The following is a 22,294-nucleotide window of genomic DNA, read 5'->3' as shown; positions in this document are numbered from 1 at the left end:
TCCCTGAAGAGCCAACGATACGGAGGCGTCAGCATGATTGCTGCCACACGATTCCCTCGCTGGCGCTCGCTCATGGCTGCGGGTCCCAGCGGTAGCCGAGGCCGTAGACCGTGACGATCCGCGCCGGATCGGCCGGATCGGCCTCGATCTTGTGGCGCAGCCGCTTGACGTGCACCGTCACGGTCGAGTGGTCGCCGTACTCCCAGCCCCACACCTGCCGGAGCAGCTCCTCGCGGCTGAACACCTCGTGCGGGTGCCGCAGGAAGAAGTGGAGGAGGTCGAACTCCCGCGTCGTCAGCGGGAGGACCGCGCCGGACAGCAGGGTCTCGCGAGCCACGGGGTGCACCGTCAGGTCGCCGTCGATCAGCAGCCCTGCGACGGGGCGCGTCCCGGCCGGCACGAGGCTGCGCCGCAGCACGGAGCCGACCCGGAGCGTGAGCTCCTTGACGCTGAACGGCTTGGTGACGTAGTCGTCGGCGCCACTGGAGAGCCCGGCGATGCGGTCGTCCGTCTCACCGAGCGCGGTCAGCATGATGATCGGGACCGCCGAGCCGTCGGTCTCGCGGAGCTCGCGGCAGATCTCCAGGCCGTTCAGCCGCGGCAGCATCACGTCGAGCACGATGAGGTCGGGCGCGAGCTCACGGGCGGCGGCCAGCCCCGTCGCCCCGTCGGTGGCGACCGTGACCTCGTACGACTCCTGCTCGAGGTAGCGACGCAAGACGTCGCCGACCGCGTGATCGTCCTCGACCACCAGGACGTGTGGCCGCTCGACAGCCGTCATGGTCACCACCTTGTCAGCACGAGTTGTTGGACGCAGAGGGCCAGGACGACCTGGGAGAGCAGGGCCGGGCGATGCCATCGCTCGGGGAGCAGCGCCGGAATCGCGACGACCCAGATCGTGAACGGCAGCCAGATGCGCTCGACCTCGGCCTTGCTCATGCCCGAGAGCGTCGCGACGAGGATCGTCAGCACGGCAGCCCCGGCGAGCCGGGCCATGACGTCACCGTCCTTGAACGCGCGGACCGCCCGCGGGAAGGCGGCCCAGACGACCAGACCGACGGTGAACGTCCACGCGGCCACGTCCGCCCAGACCCAGTACGAGTAGGGGCGCTCGGAGGCGATCCCGGCGTAGTAGCGGTCGTGGAGCACGGGGTAGGCCCGCCACCACTCGAAGCCTGCGGCGGTGAACGCCGCGACGACCGCGGCCGCGCCCGCGAGAGCCCAGGGCAACGGCCGCCACGTGCGCCCGATGATCAGGACCGCCAGGGCGAGGATCCCGAGCAGCAGCAGTCCGTACGAGAGGTAGACGCAGCTGCCGAGCAGCACGCCCGCGGCGATGGCGACCCCTGGGCGGCGGTGGGCAGCGGCGATCGCCAGCAGCGCGAGCCCCCAGGCGGCGACGGCAGTGAACAGCGCGTCGCCGTCGACGCCCATCCAGACCGCGGTCGGGGCGAGGACGATCCACGGCATGGCCTGTCGCGCGAGGCGCACGGAGCCGAGTGTCCTGAGGGTGACGAGGACCGCGACGACCGCCGTGCTCCCGATCGTGACGACGACGACGCCGATCCAGAACGGGTCGGTGATGCCGAGCCGGTCGAGCAGCACGAAGAAGAGCAACGCTCCGGGCGGGTGCCCGGCGACATGGGTGTGCCAGTGGTCCGGGGAGTCCATCGGGATGCGGTCGACGAACGTCCGCATCATGGTGCCGATCGAGTCGACCCGTTGGGCGTCGTACACGTACTCCCCGGGTCGCTCGAAGACGCGCGCGAGCCCGTCGGTGCCCTCGGTCATCGCCAGCGCCATGGTCCACAGCCACGTGCCGGCGAACGCGTACGCGAGGAGTGCCCGCCACGATGCGACCGCGGCGAGCCGGGGCAGCGCGACCCACAGGAGCAGTCCGATCGCGATCGCCGGGGCCGTCAGCAGACCGAGCCGCGGATCCCAGTCCGCGTGGAGCGGCGGCCAGTGCACGCGGACGTCCTCGTCGGTCACGCGCGGGATCGCGATCGCGGCCACCACCAGGACCAGTCCGACGGTCGCGGACGCGGTCGCGGCACGCGCGGACGACAGGGTGGGGGACACGTCGTCAGCCTAGGTGCGGCTCCGCCATGTGGGGGCCCGACGAAGCGGACGTCACGGGTCTGTCATCGCGCGACGTCTGGTGACCAAGCCACGGCGCCCCTAGCGTCGAATCATGGTCATGAGCGTGTGCGATGTGGTGATCCCCTGCCGGGACGAGGCTGCCGCCCTGCCGATCGTGCTCGCTGACGTCCCGCCGGGATGGCGGGCCATCGTCGTCGACAACGGCTCGACCGACGGCACGGCGGACGTGGCTCGCGCCCTCGGCGCCCTCGTCGTCACCGAGACGCGGCCGGGCTACGGATCCGCCGTGCACGCGGGGATGCTCGCCGCCGAGGCGGAGCTCGTCGCCGTGCTGGACGGCGACGCCTCGATGCGGTTGACCGACCTCGAGCCGATGCTGGACCTCGTACGTTCAGGGGCGGCGACGATGGCCGTGGGCCGGCGCCGACCTGTCGGCCGTGGCGTGTGGCCGTGGCACGCCCGACTGGGCACGCTGCTGCTGGCGACCTGGATCCGGCGACGCTCGGCTTTCCCGATCCACGACCTCGCGCCGATGCGCGTCTGTCGTCGCGAGGACATGCTGAGCCTCGGCGTCGAGGACCGCCGGTTCGGCTATCCGCTCGAGCTCATGCTGCGGGCCGCGGAGGCTGGGTGGACCGTGCAGGAGGTCGACGTCGACTACGACCGCCGGGCCGCCGGCACGAGGTCCAAGGTCTCGGGCTCCGTCCGTGGCACGGCCCGCGTCGTCCAGGACTTCGCCAAGGTGCTGCGATGAACGACCCGACGCTGCTGATCGTCGCGAAGGCGCCGGTCCCGGGGCTTGCCAAGACCCGGATCGCCGCGACGATCGGCGACGAACCGGCAGCCGAGCTGGCAGCCGCGGCGTTGCTCGACACGCTCGAGACCGTCGCCGCCCTCGGGTGGCCTGTGGTCGTCGCGATGACCGGTGACCTCGGCGAAGCGGCCCGGGCCGACGAGATCACCCGCGCGCTCTCGGGCGTACGGGTGATCGCGCAGCGTGGCGACGGTCTGGGCGAACGGCTGGCCCACGCGCACGCCGACGCCGACGACGGACACGGAGTCGTGCAGGTCGGCATGGACACGCCGCAGCTGACCGTGCGGGACTACCTTGACGCCGGCGCCGCAGTCCGCGAGGGATCGCGTGTCATGGGCCCGGCCACGGACGGCGGCTGGTGGCTGCTCGGACTGCCCGACCCGGCGGAAGCTGTGGTGCTCGCGGACGTCCCGATGTCGGTCGACGACACGGCCGCGCAGACCGAACGAGCCCTGGTCACGATCGAGCGGCTGCGGACCGTACGCGACATGGACACGTGGGCAGACGCCGTCGACATCGCTGCTGAGATCCCGCTCTCGCGCGTCGCCGCCGTCGTGCAGACCGTCCGGGTAAGCGCATGAGCATCGCGTTCGACGCGGTCTCGGCCTACGACGAGGCCTTCGCCGGCAAGCCCACGCACGTCGTCGACCACGTCGGGCGTACGCAGCCGTTCGAGGTGGCCCAGTGGTCGTCCGCCCCCGACTGGGTCGACCGTGAGCTGTTCATCGACCCGTGCGACGAGGCGACGATCGACGTCGGGTGCGGTCCCGGGCGCCTGGTTGCCGAGCTCGCCGCCCGCCGGATCCCGGCGATGGGCATCGACGTCTCGAGCGAAGCGATCCGCCAGACGCGCGTGCGCGGTGCACTTGCCCTGCGGCGCGACGTCTTCGGCTCGATCCCCGGCGAGGGCCGTTGGGCGTACGCCTTGCTGGCGGACGGCAACCTCGGGATCGGCGGCGATCCCGTCCGCCTGCTCCGTCGCCTGCGCGAGGTGCTGACCGGCGACGGCACGGTCATCGCCGAGGTCGCTCCTGCGGGAACGGGCCTGGTCCGCGAGCACCGCCGGCTGCGCGTCGACGGCCGACTGTCGGCGCACTTCGAGTGGGCCGTGGTCGGCCTCGACGCGATCGAGGAGGTCGCGCATCGGGCGGGACTACGCGTTGTCGCCACGCATTCCGCGGGCGGCAGGCACACTGCACGTATGGAACGTTCATGAGGCTCCCACGGGTCGAGGACATCGAGAAGCGGATCCCGCGGCCCGAGGACTTCACCGCCAGGTCGCGCGGACCCGCGACCACGGCCCGCGTGGGCACGGCGCTGGGCATCGCCTTCGGCATCTGCTTCCTGACCGGGCTGTGGAGCCACGCCCAGTACTCGGCGCCGGGCTGGCTGCCGATCGGACCGAACCCTGCGTGGCTCTATCGGGTCACGCAGGGCACGCACGTCGCGACCGGCATCGCCTCGGTGCCGCTGCTGCTGGTCAAGCTGTGGTCGGTCTATCCGCGGTTCTTCATCCGTCCGCCCAAGGCGCGTCGCGACCAGCTCGTCGACGTGCTCGAGCGAGCATCGATCGGCGTGCTGGTCGCTGCGGCGATCTTCCAGCTCACGAGCGGCCTGCTCAACATCGTCCAGTGGTATCCGTGGGAGTTCAGCTTCCGGCGTACGCACGAAGCCGTCGCCTGGGTCGCGATCGGTGCGCTCCTCGTGCACATCGCGGTCAAGCTGCCGGTCATCCGGGAGGGCCTCGGAGCCTCGGTCGAGGACGAGCCGACGCTCGACGCCGATGGTCCCAGTCGCCGTGCGGTGCTCCGTGGTGTGACCGCCGCGTCGGGCCTCGCCCTGGTGCTGACGGTCGGCCAGACGGTGCCGCTGCTGCGCAGGATCTCGGTGTTCGGTGTACGCGACGGTGATGGGCCGCAGGACCTGCCGGTCAACCGCACGGCGCGAGCCGCGGGCGCCACGCGTGCGGCCAGCGATCCGGCGTTCGCCCTCCAGGTCCGCTCCGGCGGACGCACCGTGTCCCTGACGCGTGACGACCTGGCGAAGCTGCCACAACGCACGCACCGCCTGCCGATCGCGTGCGTCGAGGGCTGGAGCCGCAACGCGGTGTGGACCGGGGTCGCGGTCAAGGACCTCGTCGCGCTCGTCGGGGCACCCTCCGGCTCGACCGTCACCGTCCGCTCGATGCAGACCCGCGGAGCATTCCGTACGTCGGAGCTGCCGGGCGACTTCGTCGACGACCCGCGAACGTTGCTCGCGCTCGAGCTCAACGGCAAGCCCCTGAGCCTCGACCACGGCTACCCGTGCCGCATCATCGCGCCCAACCGCCCTGGCGTCCTCCAGACGAAGTGGGTCCGTGAGCTCGAGGTGAGGACATGAGGCTCGTACGAGCGGTGCTGCTGCTCACCGGTGTGGGGTTCGGGTTGTGGGGGGTCTGGCTCATGCGGGACTTCACGTCCGAGCAGCTCGTCTCGATGGGCACCTGGCTCGTCGCCGGCGTGATCGTCCACGACGCGGTCCTGGCGCCGGTCACGGTGCTGCTGGGTGTCGTCGCCGCGCGAGCCCTCCCGCGACGGATGCGGGCTGTGGCGGCGATCGCGTTCCTCGTGTGGGCGACGCTCACGGTGGCCTTCGTCAACGTCCTGTCGGGCAAGGGCGGCAAGCCCGACAACGACACGGTGCTCCACCGGCCGTACCTGTTGAGCTGGGTCGTCCTCACGGTGGCTATCGCGGTCTCGGCCGCTGTCGTCACGCATCGTCGTCGTCGGATGGCGCCGCGGCCGGCGTCTCCCTGACCGCCACGCAAGACAGCCGTTCACTTCACCGCGTGCAGAGGTGTGACCTTTGTTACGCTCGTGCGGGGCCGGAGCGGGAGGACTGACGTGGTGGGATCGAAGCTGTCGTTGCCTGCGCCGGCCGCGCGAGAACCGGAGTACGGGCACGACGCGCTGGTGGTGTGCGACAACCTCGTGCGGATCTACCAGACCGAGAGCGTCGAGGTGCAGGCGCTGCAGGGCCTCGACCTGCTGGTGCACGAGGGCGAGATGGTCGCGATCGTCGGCGCCTCCGGCTCCGGCAAGTCCACATTGCTGCAGGTCCTGGCAGGAGTCGACGCGCCGACGGCCGGCCGGGCGCGCGTTGCGGGGCACGACCTCCTCGCGCTGACGCGCAGCGAGCGGGTGCACTACCGGCGCAACGTCGTCGGCTTCGTGCGCCAGCAGACGTCCCGCAACCTCGTGCCCTACCTCACCGCGAGCGAGGTCGTCGACCTGCCGATGAGCATCGCCGGCCGGTCGCGGGCCGACCGCCGGGAGCGTACGGCCGCGCTGCTCGAGGCGGTGGGCGTCGCACACTGCGCCGATCGCCGGCCCGACCAGATGTCGGGCGGTGAGCAGCAACGGGTCGCGATCTGCGTGGCGCTCGCCAACGAGCCCCGGGTGCTGCTCGCCGACGAGCCCACCGGTGAGCTCGACAGCGAGACGGCGCAGGAGGTTTTCGCGGCCCTCCGGACCGCGAACCGCGACCTCGGCGCCACGATCGTGATCGTCACGCACGACTCCGCGGTCAGCGGGCAGGTCGCCCGCACCGTCGCGATCCGCGACGGGCGTACGAGCAGCGAGGTGCTGCGCAGCCACGACGACCTGGCAGCCGGCGCGCACGCGGTGGGCGAGGAGTACGCCGTCATGGACCGCGCCGGCCGGGTGCAGGTGCCACGTGAGTTCCGCGAGGCGCTGGCCCTGACGCGGCGGGTCCGGCTCGCGCTCGAGCAGGACCACGTCGAGATCCGGTCGGACGGGGACGCCGGGTGAGCGAGCCGATGATCGTCGCGCGTGGTCTCACGCGCACGTACGGGAGCGGTCCCGGCACGGTTCACGCGCTGACGGACGTGTCGTTCGACGTCGCGCCGGGCGAGATGGTGGCGCTGGTCGGCCGCTCGGGATCCGGCAAGACGACGCTCCTCAACCTGCTGGGCGGTCTCGACCAGCCCGACAGCGGCACGGTCCGCGTCGACGGCACCGAGGTCACCGGGCTCGACGACGAGGGCCTGAGCCAGCTGCGCCGCGACTCGATCTCGTACGTGTTCCAGACCTTCGGACTCGTGCCCGCGCTGACCGCCGGCGAGAACGTGGGGGTGCCGCTGCGCCTCCGTCGTACGCCCGCCGTCGAGCGCGAGAAGCGAGTCGCGCTCCTGCTCGACCTGGTGGGCCTGCGCGAGCACGCCGACCAAAGGCCCTCCGAGCTGTCAGGTGGCCAGCAGCAACGTGTGGCGATCGCCCGCTCGCTGGCCGGGTCGCCTCGCCTGCTCATCGCCGACGAGCCGACCGGTCAGCTCGATGCCGAGACCGGCCTGGGCGTGATGGGCTTGTTGCGCGGGCTGGTCGAGTCCGAGGGGGTCACGGCCGTCGTCTCGACGCACGACCCGGTGATGATGGCGCTCGCCGACCGCGTGCTCACGATCTCCGACGGCCGGCTCACATGACCGCTCGGACCAGCGCACTGTGCTGACGCTCGTACGCCGGCGCACCGTGGCCCAGCGGCGACTGCTCGCGGGCATCGTCGCGCTCGTGACCCTTGGCACGACCCTGCTCGGGGTCGGTGCATTGCTGATCGGCCCGACCCAGGACCGGGCGTTCACCGCAGGCGTACGCGAGACGTCGCCCCAGGAGACCGCGGTGACGGCGTTCATCGGTGGCGTGAAGGCGTCCGACGAGGCCGGTGTGCGGGATGACGCAACGACGGTGATCCGCGACGCGCTCAAGCCACTGCGGCCGAGCTTCACGACCAGTGCCACCTCGCGGATGCGGCGACTCGAGGGCGGGCAGCGTCTGGCCTACCTCGCGACGACCACCTCGTTGCCCCGGCGCGCAGCCCTGACCCCCGGGCACTGGCCCGACGGTGCCCGCGAGACGGTGGTGCCCGCGGCCGCAGCCAGCCGGCTCCACCTCGACCTCGGCGACCGGATCACCTTGGGCAAGGAGGTCGGCATCCGGCCGGTCCAGCGAGAGGTCACGCTGGTCGTGGTCGGGATCTTCCGGGCCACGTCGCGATCCGCCTGGGAACGCGACCCGCTGGCCGGGAGCGGGTACGACGGCGCGTACACCGACGGCTCGCTGCCCAGGCTGTCGCCGACGTACGGCCCGTTCGTCGTCGACGAGGCGACGTTCCTGGCGACCGGCTCGACCGTCGACGCGATGCAGGTGACCGGCCAACCGACGCTGGCACGTGCGACGGACGGCTCGATGAACGCGGCGGTCGGGGCCGTGCGATCGGCGGACGGCCTGCTCTCGTCGCAGGTGGTCGATCGGGTGGACATCAGCCGGGTGGCGTCGGACCTGCCGCAGACGCTGAGCCGGATCCACGCGCAGCAGGCGGCGACCCGCTCGACGCTGCTCGTCGTGCTGCTGCTGGGCACCGTCATGGCCCTCACCGCCCTGCTCCTGGCCGGCCGGCTGCTCGGCAGCGTGCGCGAGAGCGAGCGTGCCCTGCTGGCCGGCCTGGGTCTCGGGCGGGACCAGCTGGCCGCCGCGGCGCTGACCGAGGTCCTGCTCATCGCCGCTGCGGCGACGGTCGTCGCGGTGCCCGCCGCCGCGCTGGCGCACTCGGCCGTCACCCACCTGCCGGCCATGGCGGCGGCCGGGCTCAGCCAGGGCCCGACGGTCACGTTCGGCCTCGTGCTGGCGGAGGTCGCCAGCGCTCTCCTGCTCGCCCTGGCGCTGGTCGTCCCCTTGGTGGGCTCCGCCAGACCCGCGTCCCGCGTGGCGCGGACCGCTCGTTCCGGCGTGGACATCCTGCTCGTCGTCGTGGCGGTCGCCGCGTGGTGGCAGCTGCACTCACAACCGCCCACGGCCACCACCGACGACGTCACCCTCATCGTGGCGCCGGTGGTCGGGGTCGTGGCGGTGACGCTGGTGGCGGTGCGCTTCGCACCGGTGCTCCTGGGCGGGCTCGCCTGGGTCGCCGGCCGGTCGACCGCGCTCGTGCTGCCGCTCGCTACGAGCCAGGCGGCCCGCCGTCCGTTCGGCGGTGCCGCGCTCGCGCTGCTCGCCATGGCCACCGCCTCCGCGACGTTCGGGCTGGCGGTGCAGACGACCTGGGAACGGTCGCAGGACGACCAGGCAGCGCTCCGCGTCGGCACCGACCTGGCGTTCGTGCTGTCGACGCCGGCATCGGACCGGGAAGCGGCGGCGATCGCCACAACGACCCACGGGCTGACGACCTCAGCCGTGATCGACCGGCCCATCGCCCTCGGGCAGTACGTCGGCTCCGGCGAGGGCGACTCGGCCCCCGTGCTGGTGGCGGCCGACTCCCGCCGGGCCGGCGACCTCCTGCGTGGCCGGCTCGACCACGGACGTACGTGGGCGGCCGTGGGCCACCTGCTGGCGCCGGGACCGCCCGTCGGCGGGCTCGCGCTGACCTCGGCGGGCATCACGATCAAGGGATCGGCACCGGAGGGCGTGCCGATCGACGTGACCCCGACCCTGCTGGTGCAGGACGCCTCGGGATTCCGTCGCTCGGTGAGCGCCGACGCCGTACCGTTCGACGGGCGCCCGCACCGGCTCGAGGGGACGGGTGACCTCAAGGGATCGCACCTGGTGGCGGCCAAGCTGACACTGGCCGGCGGCACCACGTCCGGCACCGCCACGGTCTCGGTCGCGCTCTCGGTCAAGGGTGCTGGGCGTACGCCGGACTGGCACGTGGAGACGCTCGGCGCACCGGACACCCCGGTCAAGGGGTCCGCGGTCGAGGTCACGTCGACGGCGCGCTCGACGACCGTGCGGACCACTGCGGACCTCGACCTCGGATACCTCCTGTACGCCACCGGTGACGTGCTGGTGACCGGCTTCAAGCGCCCGACCGCGCTGCCCGTCGCCGTGTCCGAGCGGCTGGCCGACGTCGTCGGGACCAAGGTGGGCGGCACGATCAGCGCGACGGTCGAAGGGGTCCCGGTGCCGCTCAAGATCGTCGCGGTCGTCCCGACGGTGCCGTCGGCGCCCGGACGCGTGGCGGTGCTGGCCGACGCCGACACGTTGTCGCGCATCCTCATCGGGCTGGGCCACCTCGAGCCCGTCGTGGACGCGTGGTGGGTGGCGGACCCGGGCCCGCAGACGGCTCGTGACCTGGGCAGCCTCGACCTCGGCGAGGTCACGACCCGTACGGCCGTGGCGCACCAGCTGGAGCGCGGTCCACTGCGCGCGATGGTGCCCGCGGCGCTGGTCCTGCTCGTGGTCGCGGCCGGTCTGCTGCTACTCGCGGGCGCGGCGCTGGTCGTCGGTGCCGACCGGCCGGCGCGGTCTGCCGAGGTGGCCCGGCTCCGGGCACTCGGTCTCAGCCGACGCCAGGTGACGCGACTGGTGCTCGCCGAGCACGGCATCCTCCTCGGCCTCGTGCTGATGACCGGTGTCGCCGTCGGAGTCGTGGCGTCGCTGGCGCTCGGGTCGAGCCTGGTCCGCTCCGACATCGGCGTGGCGCCGGTGCCTGGGGCCGTGCTGGTCTGGCCATGGGGTCGCGAGTCGGCGGTCGTGGCGGCAGCTGTGGTGAGCTGCCTCCTCATCGCCACGGTCATCACGTTCGTCATCGTCCGGCGGTCCGGCCCGGAGCAGCTGAGGGGGGCGGACTCATGATGCCGCGATGGCATCGGCCGAGCATCGTCGGCCGGGCGCGGGCGCACCTCGGTCTGCTGCTGCTGATCGGCCTCGTCGTCACGCTCGCGACGATGCTCACGGCGGCGGTGGCGCCACTGACCGAACGTACGTCGGACCGGGCGATCGCCGCCGACGTACGCGAGGCCGGCCTGCAGGGCGCGGTCGTGGCGACCGTGGCCCGCCCGTACGACGAAGGTCAACGGATCCGCGACCCGAAGGCGGCTGCCGAGCTGCGCGAGGCCGCGAGGAGCGCGCAGGACACCATGCCGACCGGGCTCGCCGACGTCGTACGCCCCGGCGTGACCAGCCTGACGTCCCCCTCGATGCACCTGCTGGACGCTGGCCCGGGACGCTACCTCCGGCTGGCCTACCTGACCGCACCGGGCGACCCGCCCAAGGTCACCTACGTCTCCGGCGGACCACCCAAGCCGTCCGTCCCGGCTGCCAAGGCTGACGCCGAGGTCGCGGTGAAGACGGACCCGTGGCCGGTGCAGGTGGCGTTGCCGCGGCAAGCAGCTCGGACGCTGGGTCTCGAGGTCGGGGACCGGGTGGAGGCCGAGGACGAGCAGCACCGCACGGCCACGATCGTGATCAGCGGGGTGTTCGTCGCGGGCGACCCTGACGACCACGTGTGGGCGGCGGTGCCGGAGCTGTTGCATCCGACGATCGCGCGTTCGGACCAGATGACGAGCGTCTCCGCCGCGGCGATCGTCTCGGCGGACTCGTTGCCGGACTTCCAGCTGGCCCTGCCGTTCGACGACCTGACCACCCGCGTGGTCTTCAGCCCACGACCCTCGCAGGTCCGTTGGAAGCAGACGCAACGGTTGATGCGGGAGATCGTCGCGTTGAAGACGTCCGCGTCCCGGGGCAGCGGCAACGTCTCGTGGGACAGCCTGCTCGACCGGATCCTGATGGACAGCCGCGCGAGGGTGTCCGCCGCACAGGGCCAGGCGACGGTGCTCATCGTCGGGCTGCTCGCGGGCGTCGCCCTGGTGCTGGTCCTGGCGGCTGACCTCTTGGTGCGTCGCCGGTCGGGGTCGCTCGTGCTGATGCGCGAACGGGGCGCCTCGTTGCTGGGCATCTTCACCGAGCTGGTCGCCGAGTCGGTCGTCGTGGCGCTTCTCGGCGCGGCGCTCGGGACCCTCGTCACCTGGCTGGTCGTGGGTGACGTCGGCTGGCGCTGGTCGTTGCCGGTCCTGGTCGTGGCGACGCTTGCCGGTCCGGTTCTCGCGACCGTGCGCGCAGCGCGCGCAGCGGACGACCGGAGGGTGCCGGCCAACCGCTCGGCGCGGCAGGCGCTGGACCGGGCCCGGCGCATGCGGCGCCTCCTCGTCGAAGGTGTCGTGCTGGCGGTGGCCGTCATGACGTACGTCGCGCTGCGCCAGCGTGGGGTGGTGGGGGACGGCGACCTGACCGCCTCGTCCGCGCCGACCTGGGCCGCGGTCGTCGGTGGGCTCCTGCTCGTACGCGTGCTGCCATCGGCGAGCCGGCTGGTGCTGGCGCGAGCGCGTCGCGTGCTCGGCGCCGTGCCACTCGTCGTGGCGGCTCGGACCTCGCGGTCGGCCGGCCGCGCGCTGCCTCTGCTCGTCGTGGCGGTCACCGTCGCCCAGCTCACCACGGCCGTCGCGCTCGTGGCGACGGAGCAGCACGGCCAGGCGGCGGGGGCTCTGCAGTCGGTCGGGGGCGACGCCGTGTGGCACACCGCCCCGGACCGAGCCGTCGCAGCGACCGCCGCCAAGGTCTCGGCCAGGTCAGGGGTGCGGGCCGCCGCCGCTGCCCGGGTCGTCGAGGGATTCGGCGTCGCGTCCGGGTCGAGCGCCGCGACCGTGCGACTGGTGATCGTCGACGCCAAGGCGTACCAGCGCGTGCTGGCGGCCAGCCCCCTGCCCGATGCTCCACAGCTCGCCCGGCTACGGCAGAAGTCCGGCGACCGGGTCCCGGCCCTGCTCCTCGGCGGCGACCGCGACCTCCGTGAGGACCTCCAGGTCCGGTGGGAGGACACGCCGGTCCCGCTCTCGGTGGTCGGCGTCGCCCCACAGGTCGGGGACTCGACGGATCCCGTGCTGGTCGTCGACCGGGCAGCGTTCGAGGCCGCGGGTGTGGTGGCCGATCCCGGCACGGTCTGGGCCGTCGGGCCTGGTGCCCCGGCCGCGCTGAAGGCGGTGACTCGGTCGACGGGCACCGTGGAGGTGCTCACCGATGTCGTCGACAGCCGTCGCTCGGCCCCGCTGGCGTCCGGGCTCGTCCACCTCGCCATCGCGTCGGCGGTCCTCCTGCTCATGTTCGCGGTCCTGGGGGTCGCCCTGGCAGCCGCTGCGGAGGCGCCCGCGCGGGCGGAGTCGTTGGGACGCCTCCGGTCGCTCGGTCTGGGCCGGCCCGGCATACGGCGCGTGCTGCTCGGCGAGCTGGTCAGCCCGGTCCTCGTCGGCGCCGTCGCCGGACTGGTCGTGGGCGTCTGCTCGACCCTCATGATGTTCGGCTCGCTCTCGCTCGAGCTGGTCACCGGCCAGTCCTCGGCACCAGGACTGGTCGTCCCGTGGTGGACGGCGGCGACCGTCGTCGTCCTCGTCGGGACGGCGGCGCTGATCGCTCGCGCCGAGGCGGACCGGGTCGGTCGCATGCCCCTGGCCGCCCTGCTGCGTGGCGGCGACCAGCGCTGACGGTGCGACCAGGACCACACCTCGAGGGGTGAGATTTGTCCAGACCTATTGCGCACTGGCCCTACGCTTCTCCCATGAAGTTCACCCCCTACCGCGGTCTGACCGCCATCGCCGCCGCGGCGCTCGTCCTGACCTCCGCGTGCGCCCCCGCCGACTCCGAAGGCGACGCCAAGCCCAAGAGCGCCTCCGCCCTCGCCGACTGCAAGCCGGCGACCCTGCCGCTGGTCAAGCCCGGCACGCTGACGATCGCGACCGACGACCCGGCGTACGACCCGTGGTTCAGCGACAACGACCCGTCCAACGGCAAGGGCTTCGAGTCCGCCGTGGCGTACGCCGTGGCCGACAAGCTCGGCTTCGCGAACGGCAAGGTGACATGGGTCAAGGCGGGCTTCAACCAGGTGATCCAGCCCGGCAAGAAGCCCTTCGACTTCGACATCAACCAGTTCTCGATCTTGCCGAAGCGCGCCAAGGCCGTCGACTTCTCGACGCCCTACTACTCCGCGGCCCAGGCGATCATCACGCTCAAGGGCTCGAAGTACGCCGGCGCCACGAGCCTGGCCGACCTCAAGGACGCCAAGCTCGGCGCCCAGATCGCCACGACCTCACTCGACGCGATCAGCAACCAGATCAAGCCCACCGCCAAGCCGCTGGTCTACGACGACACGTCCAAGGCGGCGCAGGCGCTGCAGAACAAGCAGGTCGACGCGATCGTCGCCGACCTCCCGACGGCCTACTACCTGACGTCGGCCGAGATCGATGGCGGCACGATCGTCGGGCAGTTCCAGCCGACCAAGGGCAAGCAGGACACGTTCGGCCTGCTGCTGTCCAAGGGCAGCAAGCTGACACCGTGCGTCAGCGCCGCCGTCGATGCACTGGGCAAGGACGGCACGCTGGACCGCCTCGAGAAGAAGTGGCTCAACCAGGCGACCGACGTCCCCGAGCTGAAGTGACACCGAGCGAGCGCCAGTTCGAACGCGACCGCTACCGCCGTCGCCGCACCCTCACCCGGGGTGCGGTGGCGGCGGTGTCGACGCTCGTCGTGATCGGTCTGCTGGTCTACGTCGTGGGCAGCTCGCCGGGCTGGGACCGGGTGCACCGCACCTACTTCTGGTGGCCCGACGCCAAGAGCGCCTTCCCCGAGGTCGCCCGGTCGTTCTGGCTCAACATCCGGCTGTTCATGGTCGTCGAGGTGTTCGTGCTGGTCGTGGGTGTCGTGGTGGCGATCATCCGCGTCGTCCCGGCGCCGGCCCTCGCGCCGATCAAGCTGCTGGCCGTGCTCTACGCCGACGTCTTCCGCGGAACGCCCACGCTGTTGATCGTGCTGCTGGTCGGCTTCGGCGTCCCGGCACTCAACCTGACCGGCATGCCCACCAGCCTGTTCTGGCTCGGCGTCGTCGCCCTGACTCTGAGCTATGGCGCGTACGTCGCCGAGGTCATCCGCGCCGGCATCCTGTCGATCCACCCGACCCAGTGGGCCAGCGGCCGCGCGCTGGGCATGACGTACGGCCAGACGATGCGCCACGTCGTGCTGCCGCAGGCGCTGCGCCGGGTCGCTCCGCCGCTGCTCAACGACTTCGTCTCGCTGCAGAAGGACACCGCGCTGCTGTCGACGATCGGTCTCGTCGAGTCGCTCCGAGCCGCGCAGGTCATCTCGGGAAAGGACTTCATCTTCACGCCGTATGTCGTGGCGGCCGCGTTCTTCATCGCCGCGACGGTCCCGTTGGCACGGTTCACCGACTACCTGACGGTGCGGTCGCTGCGCCGCGAGAACGGACTGATCACATGAGGAGCGCGCCGTGCTGAGGGCTGAGGCGGTCCGCAAGTCGTTCAACGGCACCGAGGTGCTCAAGGGCATCGACCTCGAGGTCGCCGAGGGCGAGGTCGTCTGCCTCATCGGGGCTTCCGGTTCGGGGAAGTCGACGCTCCTGCGCTGCCTCAACCTGTTGGAGCAGGTCGACGACGGTGACATCTGGCTCGGCGATGCCGAGATCACCGATCCGCGCGTCGACGTCGACGCGATCCGGCGCCGGATCGGCATCGTCTTCCAGGCCTACAACCTGTTCCCGCACAAGACCGTGCTCGACAACATCGTCCTGGCTCCGGTCAAGGCCGGTGGGCGGAGTCGTGCCGAGGCCGTGGCCGACGCGCACCGGCTCCTGGCCCGGATCGGCCTCGAGGACCGCGCCGGGGCCTACCCCGACGCCCTTTCCGGAGGCCAGCAGCAGCGGGTCGCGCTCGTACGCGCGATCGCGATGCGGCCCGAGGTCCTCCTGCTCGACGAGATCACCTCGGCGCTCGACCCGATGCTGGTCGGCGAGGTGCTGGACGTCATCCGTGACCTGCGGACCGAGGGGATGACCATCGTCATGGCGACGCACGAGATGGCGTTCGCCCGCGAGGTGGCCGACCGCATCGTCTTCATGGCCGACGGGCGCATCGAGGAGTCCGGTCCGCCGGAGCAGCTGTTCACGGCGCCCAAGAGCGCGCGCACCGCGGAGTTCCTGGCCCGTCACCGCTCGTGAGGCGCGGCAGGACCCCGCGAGTGCGATGATGCAGGCGCGGGCCCGCACAAAAGGTGCGCGTGCGACCCATCCGCGACGGAGGCAGCTTCGAATGATTGGCAAGAAGCCATTCCGATCGGAGAGCCACGTGACCCGCAGCGCCGCGCACCTGCGCCTCGCCGACGCGTCGTCCGACGAGCCGGCGGGCGATGCCGCTGAGCTGCTCGTCCGTGTGGGGCGCGGTGACGAGCAGGCCTTTGTCGCCGTCTATGACCTGCTCGGCGCCTCGGTCTACGGAATGGCGCGCCGGGTCGTGCGCGATCCGGCACGGGCCGAGGAGATCGCCCAAGAGGTCTTCATCCAGGTCTGGCAGTCGGCAGCACGGTTCGACCCGGTGCGGGGGAGCGCACGTGGTTGGGTCATGACGCTTGCCCACCGGCGCGCTGTCGACGCCGTCCGGCACGATCAGGCGGCGACCAACCGCGAGAACAGCTACGACTGGTCGAACGGCCCGGACTACGACGAGGTCGAGGAGACCGTGAGCGCGACGCTCGAGCACGAACAGGTGCGCCGCTGCCTCGAAGGGCTCACCGAGCTCCAGCGCGAGGCCGTCAACCTGGCCTACTACAACGGCCACACGTACGCCGAGGTGGCACAGGTCCTCGACGTCAACCCCGCCACCATCAAGACCCGGATCCGCGACGGCCTCGTCCGCCTGCGCGACTGCATCGGAGTTCCGGCATGACCACCGACCTGCACTCTCTTCTCGCACCGTACGTCCTCGACGCGCTCGATCCCGACGAACGCAACCGGTTCGAGGCGCACCTCGAGCACTGTCCCGACTGCAGCGCTGAGCTCGGGGGTCTGCAGGAGACCGCGACACGGCTCGGTGAGGCGCAGAGTCAGGAACCGCCTGCCGCCCTCCGCGAGCGACTGCTGTCCGCGATCGGGTCGGTCCCGCAGGACCGGCCGATCGTCACCTCGCTGAGCGCTCGCACCGGGCTCCGACGCAGGCTGCCGCAGCTCGTCGCGGCGGCCGCCCTCGTGCTGGCCGCCGCCGGCGGTGGGGGCTACCTCGTCGAGCGTGACCGGGTCCAGGACCGCGAGCAGCGGATCGACGCCATCACGTCCGTGCTCGGCGCGGCCGACGCCGCCACGTCGGCGCAGGACTTCCCCAACGGGGGGACGGTTCGCCTCGTGACGTCCAAGAAGCGTGACGCCGCCGTGGTCGTTGCCCGCGACCTGCCGGCCCTCGCCGACGGCAAGGTCTACCAGGTGTGGCTCATCAAGAGCGCCAAGGCAGAGTCGCAGGGCACGTTCTCGCGATCGGGCGAGATGATCATGAAGGACCTGGCCAGCGCGGACCAGCTCGCGGTGACGGTCGAGCCGAGCGGTGGCTCCGACAAGCCGACGACGGCACCGGTCCTCGACGTCCCGGTGTGAACCGCTGACCAATCCGTACGCCCACCTGCTCCGAACTCCCTGTAGTACCGGTCAATCGGAGCAGGGAGTTCACCATGGGCAGACGACAGGTCGCCGTCATCGGGAGCGGGGTGGCGGGCCTCACCGCCGCCTACCTCCTCCAACGCGTCGCCGACGTCACGATGTACGAGGCGGACGGGCGGCTCGGGGGACATGCCCACACACACGAGCTGCTCGATCCTGACGGCCGGTCCCTCAACGTCGACAGCGGCTTCATCGTGCACAACCGGCAGACGTACCCGAACCTGACCCGCCTGTTCGACGAGCTCGGCGTCGAGACGCAGGAGTCCGAGATGAGCATGTCGATCCGCTGCGGCGGATGTGGGCTGCAGTACGCCGGAGCGCTCGGCGCGAGCGGACTCTTCCCGACGCTCCGCAACGCGGCGAAGCCGCGCTTCCTCTACCTGCTGACCGAGGTCAAGCGCTTCCACCGCCGCGCCCGGCGGCACCTCGCCGAGACCGCCTCGGTGGAGATGACCCTCGACGAGTTCCTGGCGGAGGGCCGGTTCAGCCGCTACTTCCGCACCCACTTCGTGGTGCCCATGGTGGCGTGCGTCTGGTCGTGCGCCCCGGCCGAGGCCGGCACCTATCCGGCGCGCTACCTGTTCGAGTTCCTCGCCAACCACGGCATGCTGTCCGTACGCGGCTCGCACCCTTGGCGGACCGTCACCGGAGGATCGGCGAGCTACGTGGAGAAGGTCGGCAAGCAGCTCTCGGCAGTCAACCTGCTGTCTCCCGTCGTCTCCGTCACCCGGACCGGCCAGGGCGTCAGGATCATCGACGCCGACAACCAGGCGGCGGAGTTCGACGCCGTCGTCATCGCGACGCATCCTGACCAGGCGCTCCGGATGCTGGCCGAGCCCACCACGGCCGAGTCCGCCGCGCTGGGCGCCTGGACGTACTCGAAGAACCGCGTCGCGCTGCACACCGACGCCTCGGTCCTCCCGCCGTTGCCCCGGGCCCAGGCCGCCTGGAACTACCAGATGCCGACGTGCGAGGCCGCGGGTGACCAGGTCAACGTCACGTACGACATGACGCGCCTGCAGAGGCTGCCGGGCCGGTCGCGCTATCTCGTCACGCTCAACGGCGACGAGCCGGTCGATCCCGGCCACGAGATCGCGTCGATGCTCTACGAGCACCCGGTCTTCACCCCCGAGTCGGTCGCCACGCGCGCCGACCTGCCGGCGCTCAACGACGGCGTCATCGCCTACGCCGGGGCGTACCACGGCTGGGGATTCCACGAGGACGGCTGCCGCTCGGGCGTCGCCGCGGCGAAGAGCCTGGGTGCCACTTGGTGAGCGAGGCGCTCGCGAGCTACGACGTCACGATCGGCCACCGCCGGCGTGACGGGTTCGAGTACGCCTTCACGAACCGCGGCCGCACCTGGCTCGTCGACCTCGACGACGTGCCGCGGCTCGCCGGGCCACTGCGGAGGCTGTGCTCCTTCAGCTCCCGCGACCACCTGGGTGACCCGGCCCGCTCGCTGCGCGGCAACGTCGACCACTGGCTCGCCGAGCGCGGCGTCCAACCGCCGGTGACCGTCCGTATGCTCGCGAGCCCGCGGGTGCTCGGCCATGTCTTCAACCCGCTCAGCCTCTTCTACTGCCACGACGGCGACGGCACCCTCACCCACGTCGTGGCCGAGGTCCGCAACACGTACGGCGGCCGGCGCTGCTATTTGCTGGAGCCCGCCGCGAACGGGCGCGCGACGACCGACAAGACGTTCTACGTGTCGCCGTTCCACGGCGTCGACGGGAGCTACGAGCTCGTCGTCCCGGCTCCCGGTGCGGAGCTCGCGGTCACCGTGACGCTCCGCCGGCCCGATCGCGCCCCTTTCGTCGCGACGATGCGGGGCACCCGACGCGCTGACGCCCGGCTCGCCTCCGCGTTGCGCAAGCCGTGGGCCAACGGGACCGTCGACCTGATGATCCGCGTCCATGGCATCCGGCTGTTCCTCAAGGGCCTGCGGCCTGCGCCGCGTCCCGACCACCAACCCGACGACCTGACCAGGAGTCAACCATGTCCGAGATCGACGGCAGCGCACTCGCCCACACACTGATCGGAGCGGCCGCGGCGATCGCGGTCACGCTGCTCGTCACGTACGCGATCGCCAGGCGCATCGGCCGCCACAACGTCATCGACGTCGCGTGGGGTCTGCTGTTCTGCTGCGCCGCCGTGGCGGCCTTCGCGGGATCGGCCGGCCACGGTCACGACCTCCGCCGTTGGCTGCTCCTCGTGATGACCGTCGCCTGGGGACTGCGGCTCGCCGTGCACATCGGCCTGCGCAGCCGCGGTCACGGGGAGGACCCGCGGTACGCGAAGCTGCTCGAGGGCCGGGGCGAGCTGGGCATCGTCCTCATCGTGTACGTCCTGCAGTGCGGCATCGCGTTCTTCGTCGCGCTCCCGGTCATGGTGGGCTCGCTGACCACCGGCGCCGTCGGCGTCCTTGGGTACGTCGGCGTGCTGCTGTGGCTCGTCGGACTCGCGTTCGAGGGGATCGGCGACCGGCAGCTCGCGGCCTACAAGGCTGATCCCGACCGGGGCCCGGTCATGGACCGTGGCCTGTGGGGCTGGACCCGCCACCCCAACTACTTCGGCGACGCCTGCGTCTGGGTCGGCCTGTTCCTCGTCGCCGCGGAGCACTGGCCCGGCGTGCTGACGATCCTGTCGCCGGCGCTCATGGTCTACCTGCTCGCCTTCGGCTCGGGCAAGCGGGTCCTCGAGCGCCACATGGCGGAGCGCCCCGGCTATCGGGCGTACATGGAGCGCACGTCGGGGTTCTTCCCCCTCCCGCCGCGCCGCTGACGCACCCGGACATGGCGATGGGCCGCCTCCCGTGAGGGAGACGGCCCATCGTCGCGAGGCGATCCGTCAGGCGGGGGGCATCAGGACGTTGTCGATCAGGTAGACCGTCGCGTTGGCGGTCTTGACGCCGCCGCAGATGACGGTGGCCTGGCCGCCGCCGACCTTGATGTCGTTGCCCGAACCGGTGACCTCGAGGTCGGCACCGTTGACGGTCTTGTGCGTTCCGTCGATGTCCGCCGGAGCGATCTGCCCGGGGATCACGTGGTACGTCAGGACGCTCGTCAACGTGTCCGCGCCCGCGGGGGTGCTGAGCGTCTTGAGCGTCTTCGCGTCCAGCTTGGCGAACGCCGAGTCGACCGGTGCGAACACCGTGAACTCGTCGCCGTTGAGCGTGTCGACGAGGTTGACGTCGGGGTTCAGCTGACCGGACACGGCCTTGACGAGGGTCTTCAGCAGCGGGTTGTTGCTCGCAGCTGTCGCGACCGGGTCCTGCGACATGCCGCTGACCGAGCCCTTGCCCTCGGGCACGGCCTTGGCGTAGTCGGCACAGCCGGCACCGACGAGGTCGGCGGCCGGATCGGCCGCGGCCGAGCTGGTGGACTCCGCCTTGGGTGCGGCATCCTCCGACTTGTTGTCGCTCGAGCCGCACGCCGCGGTGAACAACGACAACGAGACGGCCGCCGTGACGGCGAAGGTCTTCACAGTTGTACGCATCTTCATCTCTCCTTGTTGGGGTTGGGGTCGTGCTACTCGACGCGGAACTGGACGCTGTGCCAGCCGGTCGTCCCGTTCGGGCGAATGCTCGCCCGCTCGGAGGTCTGGGTGTCGCCGTCCTTCGTGGTGGCGCGGACGGTGAGGGAGTGGTTGCCGGGCGTCGCGTCGTCCCACTGCCAGCTCCACTGGCGCCAGGTCTCGACGGTGTCCTCGGCGCCGAGCTTCGCGACCTGCCACGGGCCCTTGTCGACGCGCACCTCGACCTGCTCGATGCCGACGGTCTGCGCCCACGCGACGCCGCCCACGCGAACGCGGTCGGCCGGGAAGGTCTGGAACGACTTGGGCACGTCGATGCGCGAGGAGAACTTGATGGGCGCCTCGGCGTCGTACTCCCGCGTGGTCCAGTACGCCTTGAAGTCCGCGAAGCGGCTCACCTCGAGGTCGACGAGCCACTTGGTCGCCGAGACGTAGCCGTACAGGCCGGGGACGACGAGGCGGGCGGGGAAGCCGTGCGCGAGCGGCAGGGGCTCGCCGTTCATGCCGATCGCGACCATCGAGCTGCGGTCGTCGGTGAGGGCCTCCAGCGGTGTGCCCGCGGTCCACTTGTCGGCGCTGGTGCTCTTGACTGCGTCGGCGCCGGGCTTCACGCCGGCCTGCTCGAGGAGGTCCTTGACGAGCACGCCGGTCCACACGGCGTTGCCGACGTAGGGGCCGCCGACCTCGTTGGACACGCACGTCAACGTGACGCGGTGCTCGACGAGCGGCATGTCGAGGAGCTCGCGGAAGCTGAGGTTGACCTCGTTGTCGACCATGCCATGGATGCGGAGGTTCCAGCCCTCGGCCGGCACGTCGGGGATGCGGAGGGCGGTGTCGACGCGGTAGAAGTCGCGGTTCGCGGTGACGTAGGGGCTGATGCCGGTCACGTCGACCTGCGTCCCGGCGGGCACCGGCGGGGCGGCGACGGCGGGTTTCGGCAGGCGGATCCCGGCCCGTGAGGCGACGGCTGCCGCGGTGCCGTACAGCTTGTTGACGACGCCGCCGACGATCACGAGCGCGCCGACGCCGATCACGGCCTTGAGGAAGTCGCGGCGCAACAGTCCTGCGGGAGCGGCCTCCCGCGTACGCCTGAGGGTGACCAGGAGGAGCGCGAGCGCGGCGAGGCTGACGGCCAGGGTCAGCAGCGAGGGCACGAGGGTCAGGGCGCGGCCGGCGGTGGCCGTGCGATCGACCGCTGCGGCGGCCACGGCGACCAGCCCGATGACCGCGACGCCGCCGGTGGCGATCGCCGGCCGGGTGCGCCCGATGACGCCGGCGACGGCCGCGAGCAGGGCCAGGGTGGCGACGACGCCGCCGATGAGCACCGGCTTGTCATGGGTGCCGAACCGCTCGACCGCGAAGTCCTTGAGCATCGGTGGCGCCAGGTCGATGGCCCGGTTGCCCACCGACTCGATCGGTGACGGCACGCCGTCGAGAAGCGCAGCCACCGCCGTACCGGTGGCCACTCCGGCCGCGGCGGCCAGCACGCCCGCAAGCGCGCCGGCCCACCATGGGCTCCTCGTTGTCGTGTTCACA

At 71.7% G+C, this 22,294-nt stretch carries 21 protein-coding genes; 17 read left to right on the top strand and 4 right to left on the bottom strand.

All coding sequences use genetic code 11. The features are described from left to right. Nucleotides 1-70: 70 nt before the first annotated feature. Complete coding sequence (locus ASE12_RS08770) at nt 71-781, bottom strand: response regulator transcription factor (RefSeq protein WP_056399374.1); 711 nt, start codon at nt 779-781, stop codon at nt 71-73. Nucleotides 782-783: 2 nt separating this feature from the next. After that, nucleotides 784-2,082: a hypothetical protein gene (locus ASE12_RS08765; RefSeq protein ID WP_235508876.1), complete on the bottom strand. Its 1,299-nt coding sequence runs from the start codon at nt 2,080-2,082 to the stop codon at nt 784-786. A gap of 112 nt (nt 2,083-2,194) precedes the next feature. On the opposite strand from ASE12_RS08765, the gene ASE12_RS08760 reads away from it, so the two are divergent. From ASE12_RS08760 to ASE12_RS08680, 17 genes are all read left to right on the top strand, one after another. Beyond that, on the top strand, nt 2,195-2,857 hold the full coding sequence (locus ASE12_RS08760) for a glycosyltransferase family 2 protein (RefSeq protein ID WP_082582168.1): 663 nt from the start codon (nt 2,195-2,197) through the stop codon (nt 2,855-2,857). Next, complete coding sequence (locus tag ASE12_RS08755) at nt 2,854-3,498, top strand: DUF2064 domain-containing protein (protein ID WP_056399371.1); 645 nt, start codon at nt 2,854-2,856, stop codon at nt 3,496-3,498. The genes ASE12_RS08760 and ASE12_RS08755 overlap by 4 nt, the downstream gene beginning before the upstream one ends. After that, the gene (locus ASE12_RS08750) at nt 3,495-4,133 is read left to right on the top strand and encodes a methyltransferase domain-containing protein (RefSeq protein ID WP_056399370.1); all 639 of its coding nucleotides are present in this window, start codon (nt 3,495-3,497) and stop codon (nt 4,131-4,133) included. Before ASE12_RS08755 ends, ASE12_RS08750 begins: the two co-directional genes overlap by 4 nt. After that, the gene (locus ASE12_RS08745; RefSeq protein WP_082582167.1) at nt 4,130-5,296 is read left to right on the top strand and encodes a molybdopterin-dependent oxidoreductase; all 1,167 of its coding nucleotides are present in this window, start codon (nt 4,130-4,132) and stop codon (nt 5,294-5,296) included. Before ASE12_RS08750 ends, ASE12_RS08745 begins: the two co-directional genes overlap by 4 nt. Further along, entirely contained in the window at nt 5,293-5,712 is a 420-nt protein-coding gene (locus tag ASE12_RS08740) for a hypothetical protein (RefSeq protein WP_056399368.1), read from the top strand. Before ASE12_RS08745 ends, ASE12_RS08740 begins: the two co-directional genes overlap by 4 nt. Before the next feature lie 90 nt (nt 5,713-5,802). Continuing rightward, on the top strand, nt 5,803-6,726 hold the full coding sequence (locus ASE12_RS08735; protein ID WP_157412866.1) for an ABC transporter ATP-binding protein: 924 nt from the start codon (nt 5,803-5,805) through the stop codon (nt 6,724-6,726). Beyond that, complete coding sequence (locus ASE12_RS08730) at nt 6,723-7,397, top strand: ABC transporter ATP-binding protein (protein ID WP_235508875.1); 675 nt, start codon at nt 6,723-6,725, stop codon at nt 7,395-7,397. Before ASE12_RS08735 ends, ASE12_RS08730 begins: the two co-directional genes overlap by 4 nt. A gap of 19 nt (nt 7,398-7,416) precedes the next feature. Next, entirely contained in the window at nt 7,417-10,539 is a 3,123-nt protein-coding gene (locus tag ASE12_RS20220) for an ABC transporter permease (protein ID WP_056399367.1), read from the top strand. Beyond that, the gene (locus ASE12_RS08720) at nt 10,536-13,220 is read left to right on the top strand and encodes an FtsX-like permease family protein (protein WP_056399366.1); all 2,685 of its coding nucleotides are present in this window, start codon (nt 10,536-10,538) and stop codon (nt 13,218-13,220) included. Before ASE12_RS20220 ends, ASE12_RS08720 begins: the two co-directional genes overlap by 4 nt. A 74-nt stretch (nt 13,221-13,294) precedes the next feature. Next, complete coding sequence (locus ASE12_RS20520; protein WP_056399365.1) at nt 13,295-14,170, top strand: ABC transporter substrate-binding protein; 876 nt, start codon at nt 13,295-13,297, stop codon at nt 14,168-14,170. Next, nucleotides 14,167-15,006: an amino acid ABC transporter permease gene (locus ASE12_RS20515; RefSeq protein ID WP_235508874.1), complete on the top strand. Its 840-nt coding sequence runs from the start codon at nt 14,167-14,169 to the stop codon at nt 15,004-15,006. The genes ASE12_RS20520 and ASE12_RS20515 overlap by 4 nt, the downstream gene beginning before the upstream one ends. Nucleotides 15,007-15,016: 10 nt before the next feature. Beyond that, on the top strand, nt 15,017-15,742 hold the full coding sequence (locus tag ASE12_RS08705) for an amino acid ABC transporter ATP-binding protein (protein ID WP_056399359.1): 726 nt from the start codon (nt 15,017-15,019) through the stop codon (nt 15,740-15,742). A 127-nt stretch (nt 15,743-15,869) separates the two neighbouring features. Then, nucleotides 15,870-16,466: an ECF RNA polymerase sigma factor SigK gene (gene sigK / locus ASE12_RS08700; protein ID WP_235508873.1), complete on the top strand. Its 597-nt coding sequence runs from the start codon at nt 15,870-15,872 to the stop codon at nt 16,464-16,466. Continuing rightward, complete coding sequence (locus ASE12_RS08695) at nt 16,463-17,164, top strand: anti-sigma factor domain-containing protein (protein WP_056399357.1); 702 nt, start codon at nt 16,463-16,465, stop codon at nt 17,162-17,164. Before sigK ends, ASE12_RS08695 begins: the two co-directional genes overlap by 4 nt. Nucleotides 17,165-17,238: 74 nt before the next feature. Beyond that, nucleotides 17,239-18,501 (top strand): NAD(P)/FAD-dependent oxidoreductase, encoded by a 1,263-nt coding sequence (locus ASE12_RS08690; RefSeq protein ID WP_056399354.1) that lies wholly within the window; start codon nt 17,239-17,241, stop codon nt 18,499-18,501. Beyond that, a complete protein-coding gene (locus tag ASE12_RS08685; RefSeq protein ID WP_082582165.1) occupies nt 18,498-19,262 on the top strand; it encodes a DUF1365 domain-containing protein in 765 nt (254 codons plus the stop codon). The genes ASE12_RS08690 and ASE12_RS08685 overlap by 4 nt, the downstream gene beginning before the upstream one ends. Continuing rightward, the gene (locus ASE12_RS08680) at nt 19,223-20,008 is read left to right on the top strand and encodes a DUF1295 domain-containing protein (protein ID WP_056399350.1); all 786 of its coding nucleotides are present in this window, start codon (nt 19,223-19,225) and stop codon (nt 20,006-20,008) included. The genes ASE12_RS08685 and ASE12_RS08680 overlap by 40 nt, the downstream gene beginning before the upstream one ends. Nucleotides 20,009-20,074: 66 nt before the next feature. Here the strand turns inward: ASE12_RS08680 and ASE12_RS08675 are convergent, their stop codons facing one another. Together ASE12_RS08675 and ASE12_RS08670 are read right to left on the bottom strand one after the other, a co-directional pair. Beyond that, a complete protein-coding gene (locus ASE12_RS08675; protein WP_056404658.1) occupies nt 20,075-20,722 on the bottom strand; it encodes a fasciclin domain-containing protein in 648 nt (215 codons plus the stop codon). Between the two features lie 32 nt (nt 20,723-20,754). Beyond that, a complete protein-coding gene (locus ASE12_RS08670) occupies nt 20,755-22,293 on the bottom strand; it encodes a molybdopterin-dependent oxidoreductase (RefSeq protein WP_056399349.1) in 1,539 nt (512 codons plus the stop codon). Nucleotide 22,294 lies beyond the last annotated feature (1 nt).

Source organism: Aeromicrobium sp. Root236, assembly GCF_001428805.1.
Taxonomy (GTDB): Bacteria; Actinomycetota; Actinomycetes; order Propionibacteriales; family Nocardioidaceae; genus Aeromicrobium.
The sequence above is the reverse complement of the archived record's forward strand: the minus strand, read 5'-3'. Positions and strand labels throughout refer to the sequence as shown.